This window comes from Luteibacter sp. (assembly GCF_036500425.1).
Classification (GTDB): domain Bacteria; phylum Pseudomonadota; class Gammaproteobacteria; order Xanthomonadales; family Rhodanobacteraceae; genus Luteibacter.
Genome location: NZ_DASYCB010000074.1, coordinates 49,262 through 68,619 on the forward strand (window position 1 = coordinate 49,262; position 19,358 = coordinate 68,619).

The 19,358-nt window shown below is 64.6% G+C and carries 3 protein-coding genes (1 of these 3 cut by a window edge); all 3 read left to right on the forward strand.

Annotated features, from left to right (window positions below; all coding sequences use genetic code 11):
* Tightly spaced (at most 14 nt apart), the 3 genes in view from VGN46_RS17985 to VGN46_RS17995 form a layout consistent with a single transcriptional unit that may run on beyond the window.
* On the forward strand, window positions 1-16,467 hold the 3' end of the coding sequence (locus VGN46_RS17985; RefSeq protein WP_331645755.1) for an amino acid adenylation domain-containing protein. The gene continues 17,994 nt to the left of window position 1, outside the view; 16,467 of the gene's 34,461 nt are visible here — the last part of the coding sequence; the start codon falls outside the window, past its left edge; the stop codon is at window positions 16,465-16,467.
* Window positions 16,468-16,481: 14 nt separating this feature from the next.
* Window positions 16,482-17,936, forward strand: coding sequence for a cytochrome P450 (locus tag VGN46_RS17990; protein ID WP_331645757.1), 1,455 nt, complete (start codon window positions 16,482-16,484; stop codon window positions 17,934-17,936).
* Window positions 17,933-19,324, forward strand: coding sequence for an MATE family efflux transporter (locus VGN46_RS17995; protein WP_331645759.1), 1,392 nt, complete (start codon window positions 17,933-17,935; stop codon window positions 19,322-19,324). Before VGN46_RS17990 ends, VGN46_RS17995 begins: the two co-directional genes overlap by 4 nt.
* Window positions 19,325-19,358: the final 34 nt, after the last annotated feature.

The following is a 19,358-nucleotide window of genomic DNA, read 5'->3' on the forward strand; positions in this document are numbered from 1 at the left end:
ATCGTGCGCGAGAACGGCGGAAGCGATGCGCTGTCGGTACGCTACGTCCATGGCGAACGACAAGTCGCCGGCTGGGTCGAGCAACGCGGCGCGGGAGCTACAGGCTCGCCCTGGAAGGACCACGGCGTCTACCTCATCACGGGCGGGGCCGGCGGGCTGGGTTTGATCGTCGCGCGAGCCATTGCCAGCGAAGTACACCACCCTGTGCTGATCCTGACGGGACGCTCGCCGAAGAACGACACGATCAAGCAGTACATCCGGGAACTCGAAATCCTCGGCGCCGTGGTTCGTTACCACGCGCTCGATGTCGCTGATGCGGAGGCCGTTACTGCCTTGGTGCAGGGTATTCCCGAAGCGTTCGAAAGCCTGGATGGCATCGTGCACAGCGCGGGCGTGCTTCGCGACAGCCTGCTAACCGCGAAGACGGCGGAAGACCTGCACGACGTGTTTCGTGCCAAGGTCGCCGGCACCTTAAACCTCGACCAGGCCAGCCGCGATATCCCGCTCGATGCCTTCATCTGCTTCTCGTCCATCGCCGGTGCGTTGGGCAGTGTGGGGCAGGCTGACTATGCGGCCGCCAATGCATTCATGGATGCGTTCGCCCACTTGCGCGCACAGCGCCTGGTCGCGGGTGAACGTCATGGCCGCACGCTGAGCATCAACTGGCCGCTGTGGGCCGAGGGCGGCATGCAGGTCGATGACGCAACCCGGACGATGATGAGCCAGCACCTGGGCATGCATCCGCTGGCGACCGGTGATGGCATGCGCGCGTTGAGCCAGGCATGGTCCAGCGGTGCCGCCCAGGTCATGGTCGTGGCCGGCGCCGCGCCGCGCATCCGCGAAGCAGTGCTCGGCGCCGTGGCACCCATGCCAACGCCGGATGCCGCGTCGTTCGAGGCCGCCGTACCGCTGGAAGCGCAGGTCAGGCAGGCCGTGGCAAACCTCGTGTCGTCGCTGATCAAGGTGAAGCCGGAGGATCTCGACGGTGAGACCACGTTCAACGAATACGGGTTCGATTCCGTCTCGCTGACCGGGTTCGGCAACGTGTTGAACCAGCATTACGGATTGCGGCTGACACCGGCGGTCTTCTTCGAGTACCCGACGCTTGACGGCCTGGTGGCGCACCTCGTTCGCGAACACGGTGCCGCGCTTGCGCCCTCGTTTGTCACGCCGGCGCCGGCCCGGCCCGTGGCTGTCGTTACGGCGCCTGTCGTACCGGCACCCGTCGTATCAACGCTGCAGCGTGAGGCCCAGAACGTTCTGCCCGCCGACGAGCCGATCGCCATTATCGGCATGAGCGGCCAATTCCCGCAGGCGCGGGACCTCGATGCATTCTGGGAAAACCTGCGCGAGGGCAGGGATAGCATTAGCGAGATCCCGGCGGCGCGCTGGAACTGGCGGGATTTGCCCGCGGAGGCCGGGCGCTGGGGCGGCTTCATCGATGGCATCGACGAGTTTGATCCGATGTTCTTCGGCATCTCTGCGCGCGAAGCGGAACTGATGGATCCACAGCAACGGCTGATGATGATCCATGTGTGGAAGGCGCTGGAGGATGCGGGCTACGCCGGGCCAGCACTGGCCGGCAGCGATACGGCCATTTATGTGGGCACGGGCGCCACTGGCTACGGCACGCTGGTCAACCGTGCTGAACTCGGCGGTGAGGCCTATGCATCCACGGGCGGCGTGCCGTCCGTCGGGCCCAACCGCATCAGCTTCATGTTCGACTGGCACGGGCCCAGCGAACCGGTAGAAACCGCCTGCTCGAGTTCACTGGTGGCATTGCGCCGGGGCGTGGCCGCGATACGCCAGGGCGATGCCCAGGTGGCGGTGGTCGGTGGCGTCAACACCATGGTGACGCCGGAGGCACATGCCAGCTTTGGCAAGGCCGGTATGCTCAGCCCCGATGGGCGCTGCAAGACGTTCTCGGCCGAAGCGAACGGCTACGTGCGTGGCGAGGGCGTCGCTATGCTCGTGCTGAAACGGCTATCCGCCGCCGAGCGGGATGGCGACTGCATTCACGGCCTGGTGCGCGGCGTGGCGGAGAACCATGGTGGCCACGCCAACTCGTTGACCGCACCCAACCCGAAGGCGCAGGCGGATGTGATTCGCAAGGCGCTCGCCCAGGCCGGGGTCGATCCGCGCACGGTGACTTATATCGAAGCGCACGGCACGGGAACCCGCCTGGGTGACCCGGTCGAAGTGCAGGGCCTGAAGGCCGCCTTTGGTGGCGAGCACACGACGCCTTACTGTGCCCTGGGTTCGGTCAAGACCCAGATCGGTCACCTGGAGCTCGCCGCGGGCGTGGCCGGCGTGGTGAAGGTCCTGCTGCAGATGAAGCACCGCACCCTGGTGAAGAATCTGCACGGCGACACGGTCAATCCTTTCATCGATCTGGCTGGCAGCCCGTTCTACCTGCTACGCGAAACACGTGAATGGGCAGCGCTGCGCGATGCCGATGGCAACGCGCTACCGCGTCGAGCCGGCGTCAGTTCGTTCGGCTTCGGCGGCGTGAATGCGCATGCCGTGCTCGAGGAATACATCGCCCCGGCGACGTCCACGTCGGCGAACGAGGGCCCTGCGCTGGTGGTGCTTTCGGCGCGTGATGACCGGCGCCTTCAAGAGCAGGTGCGCTCGCTGCTGGCGTTCGTCTCAGGTCATGACGTATCGCTGGCGGACCTCGCATACACCTTGCAGGTAGGTCGCGCCGCCATGGACGTACGCCTTGGCCTCGCGGTGCATTCCATGGAGGCACTGCGCGCTAGCTTGCGCCGGGTTGAATCGGGCGATACGCAAGGCGAGGGCATGTTCCTGGGCACCGCCGCGCGCACGTCCGCCATTGCCAGCGAGACACCCACGACTCCGGACGAATGGCTCCGGTGTTGGGTCAGCGGCGCGGTCGTCGATTGGCATGCCTTGTACGGAGTGCGCCGGCCTCGTCGGATGAGCCTGCCCACGTATCCGTTCGCGCGTGACCGCTACTGGGTGCCGGAGAAGATGGCTGCTTCCGTCGAAACCGTCGAGACGGTAAAAACCCCGGGAGAAGGCTGGTTGCTGATGCCGACCTGGGAAACGGTCGCTCCCGAGTCTGTTGCGGTAAACACAGGAAAGGTGGCGATCGTGGGGGGCACCGCCGCGCAGCGTGAAGCCCTGCTGCGCCACATGCCAAACGCATCGGTGCTCCATGTTCCAGCCGGGGCGAGTATCGGTGACATCGAAGCGCGCCTGCGTGCGCACGGTGCTATCGATCACCTGGTGTGGCTACCCATCGAGGTCGCCGCGTCGGACGAGGAGGCGGTGATCGCAGCGCGCGAAGGCGGCGTCATCGCTATGTTCCGCCTGGTAAAAGCCTTGCTCGATCTTGGCTTCGACCAGCGCCCGCTGGAATGGACGGTCGTCACCACGCAGGCACAGGCGGTGCACGCCAGTGATGCCCTGGCGCCGGGCCATGCCGCGGTGCACGGCTTCACCGGATCACTGGCGAAGGAATTTGCGCGTTGGCGGTTCCGTCTGCTCGACATGCCGGCGTCGGACGAATGGCCGGTCGACGACATGATGCTCCGGCTGCCGTTTGATGCCAGCGGTAATACGCTGGCGTGGCGAGGGGGGCAGTGGTTCCAGCAGAGGTTGTCCCGTGTCGAGGATGAACCCTTCGCCTCAGGCAAGACCGCGTACCGCGATGGGGGCGTGTACCTGGTGATTGGCGGCGCTGGCGGCATCGGCCAGGCATGGAGCGAGCACCTGCTTCGCGTGCATCGCGCACAGCTGGTGTGGATCGGCCGCCGGCCCGAGGATGAAGCGATCACCGCGGCACGGACACGTCTGGCAGCGTTGGGTCCGATGCCGCTTTACATCGCGGCGGATGCGAGTGACCGCCAGGCGCTCGAGCGCGCGCGCGATGCCGTGCTCGCCCGGTTCCCGGCCATCCATGGCGTGGTGCACGCCGCCATTTCGCTGCTGGACAAGAGCGTGGCGCAGATGGACGAGGAACGCCTGCGCGGCGGGCTCGCGGCGAAGATCGATGCAAGCGTGAGCATGGGAAAGGTGTTCGGTGCTCTCCCACTGGACTTCATGCTGTTCTTCTCGTCGCTGATGAGCTTCACGCGTTCGGCGGGGCAGGCCAATTACGCGGCCGGTTGCGCGTTCAAGGATGCCTACGCACAGCAACTGGCAAACCGGCTGCCGTACCCGGTGAAAGTCATGAGCTGGGGCTACTGGGGCGGTATCGGCGCCGTCGCCTCGGAGGCCTATCGCGAGCGTATGGCACGCCAGGGTATCGGTTCGATCGATGCGGTCGATGGCCTTCGCGCGCTCGATGCCTTGCTAGCGGGGCCGGTGCGCCAACTGGGCTTTCTGAAGACCGCAGGCACCGATGCGACGGGTGATGTATTCGAGCGGGTGGGCACGTTGCGCGCCCGTGTGAATCCGGTTCGTTTCACGCCGGTCGTGGACCGGTACATCGCACCCGCATTCACGGGCGATCTTGTCCAGATGGCGGCGGAAGCGCAGCAGATCGACGATCTCGCGCTGGCCATCCTGCGTGGCGAATTGCAGGCGCTAGGCTTGACCGATGCCAGGGTCGCGTCGGCCTGGCATCCCAAGCATGCCCGCTGGCTGCGCCATAGCCTGGCGTGGGTGGCGCAGGCGAGTACGCGACCGCCGCTTGAGCAGGCATGGGCGGAATGGAACGCGCGTAAGGTGGCCTGGATGGCCGAAGGCCACCTGCGGCGTGCCCAGGTCACGCTCGTCGACACCATGCTGCGCGCGCTGCCACCGATCCTCCAGGGCCATACCGAGGCTACGGCGGTGATGTTCCCTGGCTCGTCCATGCACCTGGTGGAAGGCGTGTACCGGGGCAACGCGGTCGCAGACCATTTCAACGACGTGCTCTGCGGCGCCGTGGTCGACTTCGTCGCTTCCCGCGTGCGGCACGACCCAGCGGCCCGGATTCGCATCGTCGAGATCGGTGCGGGCACGGGGGGTACCAGTGCCCGCCTGCTGGAACAGCTCGCCCCTTACGCCGCCCACATCGAGGAATACGCTTATACCGACCTGTCGCGCGCGTTCCTGCACCACGCCGAACGTCAGTTTGGGGCGGCGAACCCGTTCCTGGCCTATCGCCTGCTTGATATCGGCAACCCGCTGCAGGGGCAGGGCATCGACGCGGGCAGCTATGACATCGCCGTCGCGACCAACGTGCTGCACGCTACGAAGGATATCCGCGAGAGTCTGCGCAACACCAAGGCCTTGCTGCGCACGCATGGCTTGCTGGTACTCAACGAACTGAGCCGTTGCGAACTTTGGGCACACCTTACCTTCGGCCTGCTTGACGGGTGGTGGCTCTACGAGGATGAGGCGCTGCGTATCCCCGGCTGTCCGAGCCTTGCGCCACCTCGATGGCATGCGGTGCTGGCCGGAGAAGGCTTCCGCCATATCCGTTTCTCCGCTGAGCAAGCGCATGAGCTTGGCCAGCAAGTGATCGTGGCCGAAAGCGATGGCGTGACCCTACAACGCGGGCATGCCGCGAGTGTGGCCGCCAGGGTGGATGTTGTCCCTGCGACGCGAACGGCAATGGCCCCTACGGATTCGCTCCGTGACAGTTGCCGCTCGCGCCTGGGCAAACTGGTCGGTCAGGCCTTGAAGATGCCGGCGGGTGATATCGATACGTCGGCAGGCCTCGACCGCTACGGCTTGGATTCCATCCTGGTCCAGGAGCTCACCGGCACCTTGCGTGCCGGTTTCTCCGGTTCACGCCTGGAAGACGCGATCACCACGACGCTGTTCTTCGAACACCCGAGCATCGATGCGCTTGCCGATCACCTCATCGACACGGATCCGGTGGCAATGCAGCACTGGCTGGGTGTGGCATCGCCGGTCGCGGCACGCACCGAGGCGCATCCGATGCTCCGCGGCCCTTTCCACGGTGATGAATTCTTCCTTGCCGATCACCGTGTCCACGACAAACGCGTATTGCCTGGCGTGGCGCATCTGGAACTAGCGCTTGCCGAAGCGAAGCGGGCGACCGGCCGTGACGTGCGTTCGCTAAGGAAGGTCGCATGGATCCGCCCGGCCGCCGCGGCGGTGGATGGCCTGTCGGTTCGCGTCAAGCTCGACGCCGGCGGTGCCTACACCGTGTGCGATGCCGATGATGGTGCCACCGCGGTGTACAGCCAGGGCATCCTGCACGAGCAGGTTCCCGCCCGTGCGGAGCGCCACGACCTGCCCGCCCTACGCGCGCGATGCAGCGTGGCACATGCCAGCCATGAACGTTGTTACGCCATCTTCGAACGCAAGGGCCTGCACTACGGCCCGGCCTTCCGTGGCCTGGACGAGTTGTTCATCGGCCAGGACCAGATACTCGCGAAGATCTCGCTACCGGTGGCGGTGGCAGCGACGCTCGACGAGTACGTCCTGCATCCAAGCCTGCTCGATGCGGCCTTGCAGGCTTCGCTAGGTCTTCATCTGTTGTCCAGCGACGAAGCCGGTATCGCCCTGGCGTTGCCTTTCGCCCTGGGAGGCCTGGACATGCTCGCGGCGTGCCAGCGTGACATGTGGGCGGTTGTTCGCTACAGCGATAGCGCCGCCGCCCACGATGGGATCCGCACGATCGATATCGATCTGTGTGATCCCTCAGGCGCCGTGTGCGTGCGCTTCGAAAAACTCAGCCTGCGCCTTTTCCATCCCCAACCGATTCGTGAAACGCCTACCGACAGGGAACTTGCCGACATGAATGACTCCACGGGCATCCACGCCGCCAGCGGCCGTGAGGCGGGTGCGCTGCCTTCCGTGAATGCTAGCGCCCTGCGCGAAAGGGGCGTCCTGCATCTCAGGAAACTGATGGCTCGCACGCTGTCGCTGCCGGTGGATGCGATTGAAGCGAGCATCGGCTTTGATGAATACGGCATCGATTCGATCGCCGTGATGGAGCTGACGAATGCGCTTCGCGACGTGTTCGGCGTCGACAACGTAGGCACCACGCTGTTCTTCGAGCACCGTGATATCGGGGAGCTGGTCGAGCATTTCATGCAGGTCGATGCGGATGCGCTGGCCCGCTGGACCGGCCTCACGGAGGAAGCTGTAACGGCCGCGCCAATGCACGATACGCCGCCCGTGATAGAGACCGCCGTGCAACGGGTGACGGCAACGGTGCCGAGCGCACCCGCCATGGCGGCGGTGTTCGACATAGCCGTTGTCGGCTTGTCCGGACGCTACCCGGGCGCGAACGATGTCCACGCGTTCTGGGACAACCTGGCCCAAGGCCGTAACAGCGTGAGCGAAGTGCCGCCGGAGCGATGGGACCACGCCCGCTTCTTCGACGAACGCAAAGGCCAGCCGGGCAAGACCTATGCGCGTTGGGCGGGCCTGCTCGACGATGTACAGGGCTTCGATCGGCTGTTCTTTAACATCACACCCCGCGAGGCGCAGTTGATGAGCCCGCAGGAGCGCCTGTTCATGCAGGAGGTGTACGCCGGTATCGAAGATGCCGGTTACACGCCCGCCAACCTTTGCGCGAGCCGTAAAGTCGGCATGTTCGTCGGCGTGACCAACGAGCACTACGCCACGGGTACGCGGTTCTGGTCGATCGCCAACCGGATATCCCACCTCTGTAATTTCCAGGGCCCGAGCCTGGCGGTCGATACCGCCTGCTCATCGTCGCTGACCGCCATCCACCTGGCTATCGAAAGCCTTCGCAGCGGCGATAGCGAGGTGGCGATCGCCGGTGGCGTGAACCTCATCGTGGCGCCGACCCAGTCCATCGACCTCGCGTCGATGAACATGCTCTCGGAAGGCAACGCCTGCCGGTCATTCGGTGGCGGCGGTGATGGCTTTGTTGACGCGGAGGCCGTGGGCGCCCTGGTGCTGAAGCCACTCCACCGTGCCGTCGCCGATGGCGACCATGTCTACGGTGTGATCAAGGGCAGCGCGATCAACTCGGGCGGCAAGACCAACGCATACCTCGTGCCTAACCCGAACATGCAGGCGCAGCTGGTCGGCGATGCCTTGCGCAAGGCCGGGGTGGATGCACGCACCGTGAGCTATGTGGAAGCGCAGGGCACCGGCAGTCTGCTTGGGGATCCGATCGAAGTGGCCGGCCTTTCAAAGGCTTTCCGCCAGTGGACGAAGGACAAGCAGTTCTGTGCCATAGGCTCGGCCAAGTCCAACATCGGCCATAGCGAAAGCGCGAGCGGTTTCGTGGCGGTGAGCAAGGTGCTGATGCAGATGAAGCACGGCATGCTCGCACCGAGCCTGCACGCCGAGACCCCGCACCCGGAGATCCGTTTCGCGGATACGCCATTCTTCGTGCAGCAGGCGCTTGCGCCGTGGCCGCGGCCGACGCTGGAGATCGATGGCCGCCAGCAGGAAGTGCCGCGTCGCGCCGGTATCTCGTCGTTTGGCGCGGGTGGGGCGAATGCGCACCTGGTGATCGAAGAATACGTTGCGCCGCCGCGTCCGCAGGCCGCCAGCGGTCCCGCGATGATCGTGCTGTCGGCGCGCGACGCCGAGCGCCTCACCGAACGCGCGCGTGCGCTGCTGGGCGGCCTCGATGAGGCGATATCCCTGGCCGACATCGCCTACACCTTACAGGTGGGGCGCGAGCCCATGGAGGAGCGGTTGGCCTTGCTCGTGGCATCCCAGGATGCGTTGAGGGCGGGCCTCGCGGCCTTTGTCGAAGGGCGCACGGACGTCGACGGTCTCTATCGTGGCCAGGCCCGGCGACAGACCTACGCCATGCTGTCCGACGATGACGATATGCAGATCGCGGTACAGGCCTGGGTCGCCAAGGGCAAGTTCGGCAAGCTGCTCGATCTTTGGGTCAAGGGCTTCTCCTTTGACTGGCATAGCCTGTATGCCGAGCGCCGCCCGCAACGCGTCAGCCTGCCTGCGTATCCGTTCGCGCGTGAACGCTGCTGGACCGATGTTCGCTACCCCGACCTCATCGATGCCTTGCCGCCAGCCGGTGCCGTTCGCCCGGATGCTCCCGAGGAGCTAGCGACCGGAACCTCGGACGAAGAGGTGATGATCGCGATATGGAAAGGGTTGCTCGGCCGGCCCTCGATCGACCGGGACGATGACTTTTTTGAACTGGGCGGCAACTCGCTGCTGGCAACCCAGCTGGCGGGGCGCATACGCGACGCGTTTGGTGTGGATGTGCCCGTGGGCACCATGCTCGAGTCGCCCACGGTGGCAGGACTGGTCAGCCGCCTCGCCCCGATGGGCACGCTCGCGGCCGCTCAGGTCGTGGAGCCGGCGATCCGGCGGGAGGAGGCCTTCCCCCTGTCGTTTGCCCAGCAGCGCCTGTGGTTCCTCGATCAGCTGGAAGGGCAAAGCGCAACCTATAACATCGCGACCGCCGTGCGTCTGAAGGGCACGCTGGATAGCGATGCGCTGAAGGCGGCACTCGGTGACCTGATGAGCCGGCATGATGCACTGCGCGCTCGCTTCGATAGCGAAGACGACGCCCCGGTGCAGCGTATTGCCGGCGGCGAGCCGCTGAGCTTTACCTTGCATGACATAAGCGATTTTTCGCCGAAGGAGCGCGAGGCCAGGGCGCGCTGGCTGATGCTCGATGAAGCGCGAACGCCGTTCGATCTGCAGGGCGGTCAACTGATTCGCTGCAAGCTCCTCAAATGGTCGGACGCGGAGCATCTGCTCTTGCTGACCATGCACCACATCGTCTCCGACGGCTGGTCGATGGGCATCCTGGTCCGCGACCTGGGTGCACTGTACGCGGCGCGCCGCTTCGGCGCCCCGGTATCGCTACCCGAGCTGCCCATGCGCTACGTCGATTTCGCCCGTTGGCAGCGGGAGTGGCTGAGCGGTGATGTGCTTGAGCGGCAGTTGGGCTACTGGAAACAGCAGCTGGCCGGCAGCCCCACGCTGCTCACGTTGCCGACGGATCGCCCGCGGCCGCCGGTGCAAGGCCAGGATGGTGCGGCCGTGGCCTATGCGATCCCGGCCGAGCTCAGCGCGAAGCTGAAGGCATTGAGCCGTAAATCGCAAGGCACGCTGTTCATGACCTTGTGCGCCGCGTTCAACGTGCTGCTGGCCCGGTACTCGGGGCAGGACGATATCTGCATCGGTACGCCCATCGCCAACCGTAACCGCAGCGAGATCGAAGACCTGGTCGGGTTCTTCGTCAACACCCTCGTGCTGCGTACGCAGGTGGATCTGAGCGGCAGCTTCACCCACCTGCTCGGCAAGGTGCGGGCGGCGACGCTCGATGCCTATGCTCACCAGGATGTCCAGTTCGAACAGCTGGTAGGTGCGCTGCAGCCTGAACGCCATACCAGCTACACACCCCTGTTCCAGGCGATGATGGTGTTGCAGAACGCACCGCTGAACCTGGCGCTGCCGGGCCTGGAGCTCGAGCTGCTGCAGCACGACATCGTGACGGCGAAATTCGATATCACGCTGGCCCTGACCGAAGGCCCACAGGGATTGCGCGGCTATTTCGAATACAACACCGATCTGTTCGACGCCGCGACGATCGAGCGCATGGCCGGTCATTTCACTCACCTTCTGACGGCTATCGTGGCCGAGCCGGAACGTGCCTTGGGTGAACTGGCGATGGTGGGCGAGGCCGAGCGTCACCAGCTGCTCTACGGCTTTAACGATACGGCGAAGGTCTATCCGCGAGTTGGGCCCGACACGCACACGCTGCACCAGTTGTTCGAGGAACAGGTCAGGCGCAGTCCGGATCACGTGGCGGTGGTGTACGAGCGTACCTCGCTCACGTACGCTCAACTCAACGCCCAGGCTAACCAGCTGGCACGCCACCTGCGCACGCTGGGCGTCGGCCCTGATGCGCTGGTGGGCCTGTGCACCGAACGCTCGCTTGGCATGATCGTCGGTCTCTACGCGATCCTGAAAGCCGGCGGTTCCTACGTGCCGCTCGATCCGACGTACCCGGCCGATCGCCTTACGACCATCGTGGAGGATGCGAAGCCGGCTGCCATACTCACCCAGCGGCATCTTCGCGACGTGGCGCCGGTGGTGCCGGGCGTGCCGGTCATCGGGCTGGATGATGAGATGCATGCCTGGGCCGGGCAGGGCGAGGACAACCTGGCGGGCACCGTGGGGCCGGATCATCTGGCTTATGTGATCTATACCTCGGGATCCACCGGCAAACCGAAGGGCGTTGGCATCGAGCACCGCGGCATCGTCAACCGCCTGCAATGGATGCAGGAAGCGTATGCGCTGACCCCGGACGACCGCGTATTGCAGAAGACACCTTTCAGCTTCGACGTCTCCGTGTGGGAATTTTTCTGGCCCCTGCTCGAGGGTGCGACGCTGGTGGTTGCCAAACCCGGCGGTCATCAGGATGTGTCCTACCTTTCCAACCTGATCGATGCGCAAGCCATCACCACGGCGCATTTCGTGCCGCCGATGCTCGATGTGTTCCTCAACGAGGTGGAACCCGGTAGCGGCCGCTCCCTGCGTAAGGTGATGTGCAGTGGCCAGGCGCTGCCGATGGAATTGCAGCAGCGCTTTTTCGCCACCTGGGACCATGTGGAACTGCACAACCTGTACGGACCGACCGAGGCCTCGGTCGATGTCACGTACTGGCAGTGCCGACAGCAGAGCACGCTGGGTAGTGTGCCGATCGGGTATCCGATCGCCAATATCCAGATCCACATCCTCGATGATTTCAACCAGCCGGTGCCGGTCGGCGTGGTCGGGCACCTGTATATCGCCGGTGTCGGCCTGGCGCGCGGTTACGTTAATCGTCCCGATCTTACCGAGGCGGTGTTCGTGCCCAACCCGTTCAGCACGGTGCCGGGGGCACGGATGTACCGCTCCGGCGACCTGGCCCGGTACCTGCCCGATGGCAATATCGAATACCTGGGGCGCAGCGATCACCAGGTGAAGATCCGCGGCTTGCGTATCGAACTGGGCGAAATCGAGGCGACGCTTGCCGCGCTCGATAGCGTGCGCGATGTGGTGGTACTGGCCCGGCCGGATGAACGGAACGTACCGCGCCTGGTGGCGTATGTCGTGGCCCACGATGGCCATGCCTTACCCGACGAAGCCTCGCTGCGCCGCACGCTGGCGCAGACGCTGCCCGACTACATGGTCCCGGACTATGTCATGACGTTGGCGAGCATGCCGCTGACCTCGAACGGCAAGGTGGACCGCAAGACGCTCCCGGCACCGGAAATGGTGCACAAGGAGGTGGGCTACGTGGCACCTCGCACCGCGACCGAAGTGACGATCGCCGCGGTGTGGAGCGAACTGCTCAAGGTGGAGACCGTCGGTATCGCTGACGATTTCTTCGAGCTGGGCGGCCATTCGCTTCTGGCCACTCAGTTGGTATCGCAACTGCGCAAGCGCCTTGCCGCGGAGATCGAGCTGCGCGACCTGTTCGCGTACTCTACCCTGGAGGCCATCGCCGCCTTCATCGATGCGAAGACGGCTGTGCCTTTTGTGGAAAGCACGGCGCCTGCGGTAGCCGCCGTGCAGGATGAGCATTTCCCCCTGTCGTTCGCCCAGCAACGGCTATGGTTCCTCGACCAGCTGGAGGGACCCAGTTCGACCTACAACATCCCTTCGGCCCTGCGTTTGCGCGGCAAGCTGGATAGCGCCGCCTTGCAAGCGGCGCTCAACGGACTCACACGCCGCCACGATGCGCTTCGCGCGCGTTTCGATAGCGTGGATGGCTCGCCGGTCCAGCGCATCGCCTCGGATCTGCCGTTGGGTTTCACGCTACACGACCTCAGCGCGTTCTCGCCCAAAGAGCGCGAAGCAAGAACACGCTGGCTGATGCTCGACGAGGCTCGCACCCTGTTTGATCTCGGCCGTGGGCCACTGGTTCGCTGCAGCTTGCTCAAGCTGTCCGCGGAGGATCACCTGCTGCTGGTAACCATGCACCATATCGTTTCCGATGGCTGGTCGATGGGTATCGTCGTGCGCGACCTTGGCGCGATGTACGCCGGCCATGCGTTCGGCGCGCCGGTATCGTTGCCCGAGCTACCGATGCGCTACGTGGACTTTGCGCACTGGCAGCGTGAGTGGCTGAGTGGCGAGGCCCTGGAACAGCAGTTGGGTTACTGGAAACACCAGCTGGCGGGCAGCCCCACGCTGCTCACGCTGCCCACGGATCGATCGCGACCGCCGGTGCAAGGCCAGGAAGGTGCAGCCCTGGCGTTTGCGCTGCCGGCCGAGCCGAGTTCACGGCTGCAGGCCCTGAGCCGGGCGTCACACGGCACCTTGTTCATGACCCTCTGCGCCGCGTTTAACGTGCTTCTGGCCCGGTATTCAGGGCAGAACGACATCTGTATCGGCACGCCTATTGCTAACCGCAACCGCAGCGAGATCGAAGACCTGATCGGTTTCTTCGTCAACACGCTCGTCTTGCGTACCCAGGTGGACTTGCGCGCCAGCTTTTCCGACCTGCTGAAACAGGTGCAGGCGACGACGCTGGATGCGTACTCGCACCAGGACGTGCAGTTCGAACAGCTTGTGAGTGCCCTTCAGCCCGAGCGGCATGCCAGCTATACACCGCTGTTCCAGGTGATGTTGGTGTTGCAGAACACCCCGCTGGATCTGGCCTTGCCGGGTCTCGAGCTGGAGGTGATGCCGCATGAGACCGTGGCGTCCAAGTACGACCTCACCGTAAGTCTCCAGGAAGGCCCGCAGGGGCTGCACGGGTACTTCGAGTACAACACGGATCTGTTCGACGCCGTGACGATCGAGCGCATGGCAGGTCACTTCGCGAACCTGTTGAAGGCGATCGTGGCCGACCCCGGACGACCGGTAGGCGAGCTGTCGATGGTGGGCGAGGCCGAACGTCGCCGCTTGCTTTACGGCTTCAACGATACGGCGAAAGCCTACCCGCGGGTGGGCCCGGAAACACACACGTTGCATCAGCTGTTCGAGGTACAGGTGGCACGCAGTCCCGATGCGATCGCCGTGATTTATGGCGATACCTCGCTCACCTACGCCCAGCTCAACGCCCAGGCCAACCGGCTTGCGCGGCACCTGCGTACGCTAGGTGTCGGGCCAGATAGCCTCGTGGGCCTCTGCGCGGAACGCTCGCTGGAGATGATGATCGGCCTCTATGCGATCGTGAAGGCCGGCGGTGCTTACGTGCCGCTCGATCCGACGTATCCGGCCGACCGCCTCATGACTATCGTGGAAGATGCAAAGCCGGCCGTCATCCTCACCCAATGCCATCTTCGCGACATAGCGCCGGCGGTGCCGGGCGTACCTGTCATCGGCCTGGATGACGACATCGACGACTGGGCAGGGCAGGGCGAGGATAACCTGACCCATCACCTGCAGCCGGAGCACCTGGCCTATGTGATCTATACCTCGGGTTCGACCGGCAAGCCGAAGGGCGTGGCGATCGAACACCGTGGCATCGTCAATCGCCTGCAATGGATGCAGGGGGCATATCCGTTGACCACCGACGATCGCGTGCTGCAGAAGACACCTTTCAGCTTCGACGTCTCGGTCGGCGAGTTCTTCGGCCCGCTGCTCGAGGGCGCCACGCTGGTGCTCGCCCGGCCAGGTGGCCATCAGGACGTGGCGTATCTCGCCCACGTGATCGACGCACAAGGCATCACCGTGGCCCATTTCGTGCCGCCGATGCTCGACGTCTTCCTCAACGAAGTGGAAGCGGGCAGCGGCCGTTCGCTGCGCCGGGTGCTGTGCAGCGGCCAGGCGTTGCCCATGGAGCTGCAGCAGCGCTGCTTCGCTACCTGGGACCATGTGGAGTTAGTCAACCTGTACGGACCGACCGAGGCTTCGGTCGAGGTCACCCACTGGCCGTGCCGCAAGGACAGCCCGTTGAATGGCGTGCCGATCGGATATCCCATTGCCAACATCCAGATCCACATTCTCGATGATTTCCACCAGCCGGTTCCGGTGGGCGTGGTTGGCCACCTGTACATCGCCGGTGTTGGACTGGCCCGTGGCTACCTCAACCGGCCGGACCTGACCGAGGCGGCGTTCGTGCCCAACCCGTTCAGCACGACGCCCGGTGCGCGTATGTATCGCTCCGGCGATCTGGCGCGTTACCTGCCCGATGGCGCCATCGAATACCTCGGCCGCAGCGATCACCAGGTCAAGATCCGCGGCCTGCGCATCGAGCTGGGCGAGATCGAAGCGACACTGGCCGCCATCGATGTCATCCGTGACGTCGTGGTGCTCGCCCGATCCGACGAGCGCAACATCCCGCGCCTGGTGGCCTATCTGGTGGCGCACGATGGGCAACCCTTGCCTGACATGGCGTGGCTGCGTCGTACAGTGTCGCAGACACTGCCCGACTACATGCTGCCTGAGGCTTTCGTCGCGCTCGAAGCGATGCCGCTGACGGCCAACGGCAAGGTGGACCGGGCGGCGCTTCCGGCACCCGGCGCGCGGCAGGATCAAGCCGACCACATCGCACCGCGCACGACAACCGAGAAAGCGATCGCGGCGATCTGGAGCGATCTGCTCAAGGTGGAGCAGATCGGCATTGCCGACGACTTCTTCGAACTGGGCGGCCACTCACTGCTCGCGACCCAGCTCGTATCGCAGCTGCGCAAGCGCCAGGGCGCCGATGTCGAGCTGCGTGAACTGTTCGCGCACGCCACGCTGGAGGCCCTGGCGTCTTTTGTCGACTCGAAACACGCCGTGGACGGGCATCCCAATCTTGTGCCGATCAGGCCGCAGGGCCGTTTGACGCCGTTGTTCCTGATTCACCCGATCGGCGGGAGCGTGCAGTTCGCGCTCGACCTGGCGCCTTATCTCGACCCGGAGCAGCCGATCTTCGGCCTGGCGATTGGCGAAACACCACACGCCAGCATTGCCGCCATGGCGGCGGCATACCTCGAAGCGATACAGCAGGTGCAACCCACCGGCCCCTATGCGCTGGCCGGCTGGTCGCTGGGCGGCATGGTCGCCTACGAGATCGCCCACCGCTTGCATGCGGCTGGCGAGGAGGTTCGCTTCGTGGGGATGATCGACACAAGCAGCCCAGCCGTTCGGGCCCGCTTGACGGCGGCACATCCCGTGAAATCGGACGGATGCCGGGCCCTGCTGAACTGGCTGGTCGATATTCGCGCGGGTGGGCCGGATCCGTCATCGCACCCGGATTATCCCGAGTTGGCGGCCATGGCGAGCCGCGGCGATCTCGACGGCATGATCGCCGGTTGTCGCCGCGCGGGTTTCTTGCCCGAGCATCTCGATGTGGACGATGTGAAGCGCTTCGTCGGGATCTACCAGGTGGGCGGAAAAGCCGGCGACGAGTACCTGCCGCCCGTGGCGAAGCTGCCGGTAACTTATTTCGCCGCGGAACGCCGAGAGGGCGAAGACGTGAGCCTTGGCTGGCATGACCTCATCGGCCGGTACCTCGACGTGGTGCGGATCGGCGGCACGCATACGTCGATCGTGCGGCCGCCGTTGGCGGACCGCCTGGCCCGCGAGATATCGCAGCGCATCCGCCAGCACGCAGCGGCGACAACACGCACGGCCACCACCCTATGAGCATGGAGGAAAGCATGAACGAGACACTCGTCGTCGACACGCCGGTGGCTTTGCAGTACTCGCGCACCATCGCCGACCTGCCCAGCCCGAAAGGCCACCCGTACGTGGGCAATGCGCTGCAGCTGGTCGGCCGCCAGATGCACCAGAAGTTCACAGCATGGGTCCGCAGTTATGGCCCCATGTTCCGACTGAATGTCTTCGGCAATCCCGTGGTGATTATTTCCGACGCCGCGACGGTCCACAGCGTATTGCGCGAGCGCCCCGATGGGTTCCGGCGCAACGGCGGACTGAAGCTGGTGATGAATGAACTTAACCTCGGCGGTGTCTTCGTTGCCGAAGGCGAGGCGTGGCGCAAGCAGCGCAAGCTGGTGATGAGTGGACTCAATGTCGAGGTCATCCGCAACTTCTTCCCCACCATGATCGCGATGACCGAGCGAATGCACGACCGCTGGGCGGCCATGCTGGCGGAAGGGCAGCCGGTGAACCTCAAGCGCGACCTCAAGGCCATGGCGCTCGACACCATCGTTGGCCTGGCCATGGGCCACGATATCGATGCGGTGAATCACGATGGCGACCCGCTCCAGCGCGACATCGATGACATCTTCGTGCGGCTGGGGCAGCGCACCACCGCGGCCTTTCCGTACTGGCGTCACTTCAAGCTGCCCGTGGATCGCGCGGCCGAACGTGCATCCAGGGACATCGAGACGAAAGTAAGCGAGTTCATCCGGAATACGCGCGAACGCATGGATCGCCAGGCCAAACCGGCCAACATGCTTGAGGCCATGATCGTGGCTAGCGACGATCCCGAATCCGGGTTCACCGATGAGGAACTGGTAAGCAACGCGATCCTGAGCGTGGTCGGCGGCGAGGACACCACGGCCAACTCCATCGCCTGGATGATCCATCTGCTAGCCCAGAATCCCGCTGCCGCCGCGGCATTGCGCGCGGAGGTGGATGCGGTGGTCGGCGACGCCACGTTGCCGCGTGAGTGGGAGCATATGAAGCTCTTCACTTACCTGGAAGCCGCGCATAGCGAGACCCAGCGCCTGCGCTCCGTGGCGCCGTATATCGGCTTGACCAGCAATGAGGATTGCGTCGTGGCCGACACCTTCATCCCGAAGAACACCTCGGTGATCGTCTCCACCGCGGGCGAAGGGTTCGACGAAGCACAGTTTCCCGAGCACGAGTCGTTCCGCCCGGAGCGATGGATTCCCGAGCAGCGGCCGAAGCGCGAGGAAGACCCCTCGCGCAAGCTGTTCCCGTTCGGTGGCGGTTCCCGGCTGTGCCCTGGGCGCTTCCTCGCTCTTACCGAAATCAAGATGGTCGTGGCGATGATCGTGCGCAACTTCGACCTGGAGCTGGACAATGACGCCCCCCCGCCGACGGAATTGCTCAACTTCTTCATGGCGCCGAGTTCGCTGCCTGTGCGCCTGAAGCTACGCTCGCGCGCGAAGGGAGCCTCGTCTTGAACGCATCCGGAACACCTTCGAACCTCGCCCTGGCCCGGCGGATCCTCAACGTCTCGCTCCCGCTGATGGGGACGATGATCGGCAACCTTGTGATGATGCTGGTAGATCGCATCTGCCTTGCGCGGTACTCGAGCGATACGCTCGCGGCATCCGGGCCGGCGGTCTACACCGCCATGGCGATCGTCGGGTTCTTCGTCGCGGTGGTGGGCTTCTCACGCTCTTGCGTGGCTCAGGCGTTCGGTCGCTCGGGTCACGACGAGGCCGTGCACCAGGCGGCCGTGGGCCTCACCGTGGGTATCGTATTCGCGGTTATCCAGCTGTGCATGGCACCACTGATGGCGATGATCCCGTTCCTGAGCAGCCGCCCACCTGCGTTAACCCACCTGGAATCACAATTCCTTTTCCTGTCCGCGTTCTTCGGTGCGGGCATGACCTTCAACATGGCGTTGTCGTCGTATTTCAACGGCATCGGCAAGACGCGGATCACCCTGGTGGCCGGCCTCGCCGGCCAGGCGGTCGGTATCTTCATGACCATCGGGCTTGTCTTTGGTCGGTTCGGTCTGCCTGAGCTGGGCATGCGCGGCTCAGCCCTGGGCACGCTGGCCGGCACGCTGGCGATCACGGGGTGTTATCTCTATTACCTGCCCGGAGAGGTCTGGGCGCGTTTCCGGCGCCTCGTATTCGAGGGCGGCATGCGTTGGGCCGATGTGGCTCCCAGGGTGCGCAAGGGCTTTGCGCTCGGCGTTACCGCTGGTGTCGCCAACTTTGGCAACGCGATCTTTATCTGGGTGATGGCGGGGCTGGGGGCAATCGCACTGGCCGCGAACAACGTGAACCTCACCGTGAGTTATCTGGGCGTGATTCCGTTGCTAGGCCTGGGCATCGGTTGCAGCGTGCTGTGCGGCAACGCGCTGGGCAAGGGCGAATTTGAGCAGGTGCCGAGGATTATCTTCGTCTCCCTGGCGATCGAGTTAGGCTACGTGGCAATCACCGCATTCTTCCAGATAGTGACACCTGAGATCTTGCTGGATCCGTTCGGCCTGGCCGGTAAACCACAGGAAATTCACCATGCTTCCGTGGCAACGGCCCGGGTGCTGTGGACCTACTCACTCGCGTTCGTATTCTCCATGACCGGACAGGCCGTGCTGGAGAGTTTTGGTATCACGCGATTTGTGTTCGCGGTGCGGTTCGTGGTGATGTGGTTGATGAGTATTCCGACGATCTACGTGATGAACCAGGCGCATGTGGGCGATGCGGATTACCTTCCCACCGCCTGGGTCATCGGATCGAGTTTCGAGGCGGCCATCGGGGTCCTGTACTTCTGGCGGATCTGGTTCGCGGTCAGGCGTCGGCAGAACGAGATCGTGCTGGCGCGAGTCGCCGCGTGAAGCCGGTGATGTGTGGCGGCGACTGGATGGCATG